This window comes from Vibrio sp. 811, from assembly GCF_033339195.1.
Genome location: NZ_JAWOUB010000396.1, coordinates 1 through 709 on the forward strand (window position 1 = coordinate 1; position 709 = coordinate 709).

A 709-nucleotide genomic window follows, 5' to 3' on the forward strand; every position below is an offset into this window, starting at 1 on the left:
GTCGAATTGAGTGTAAATCGGTAACTAATGAATTTACCGAGTTTGATCTGCATTTTCCGGTTGTGCCAAATGCACCGAAAGTAGAAACGCTTCGAACGCCAAACTTTTACAACTGGAATCAGAAAGTCAAAACCAAACCAAGTCCAGAACCTGTCGTACAAATCAACAAAGATGCACCAACTGTGCTCATTGTCGATGATAAAGAGGTGCAACGTACTTTGGTTCAAATGTACCTAAACCGACTTGGCGTCAATAGTTTACAAGCCAATAACGGCGCAAATGCGGTGGAACTGTTTCAATCACATCAGGTCGATTTGGTGTTGATGGATGTTCAAATGCCAGTGATGAATGGGTTTGACGCCAGCGAAAAAATCAAGCAGTGCTCCCCAACTACGCCAATCATCGCCCTGTCTGGCGAGTCTGGAGAGAAAGAGCTCGAGATGATCGCTAAATTGATGGATGGTCGTCTGGAAAAGCCAACCACACTCAACGCATTGCGTGATGTACTGGTGCGATGGCTTCATTTCGATAAAATCAGCGTAACGAACAGTTATCAAATTGCGAATGAATAGTTGGCATTAAAACTGCTTAACTGAAGTACAAACCGAATTATCCAGAGCGTTGAGCTTGCTGTTATGCAGTCAGTAAGCTTGATAAGGAGATGGCTATGTTACTTCACCGACACACATATTACGGCTTGATTCATCAC

1 protein-coding gene is annotated in these 709 nt (G+C 43.4%); it reads left to right on the plus strand.

All coding sequences use genetic code 11. The features are described from left to right. A partial coding sequence (locus tag R7Q46_RS27100; RefSeq protein ID WP_318078249.1) for a response regulator occupies window positions 1-572 on the plus strand: 572 nt, incomplete at its 5' end. Window positions 573-709: the final 137 nt, after the last annotated feature.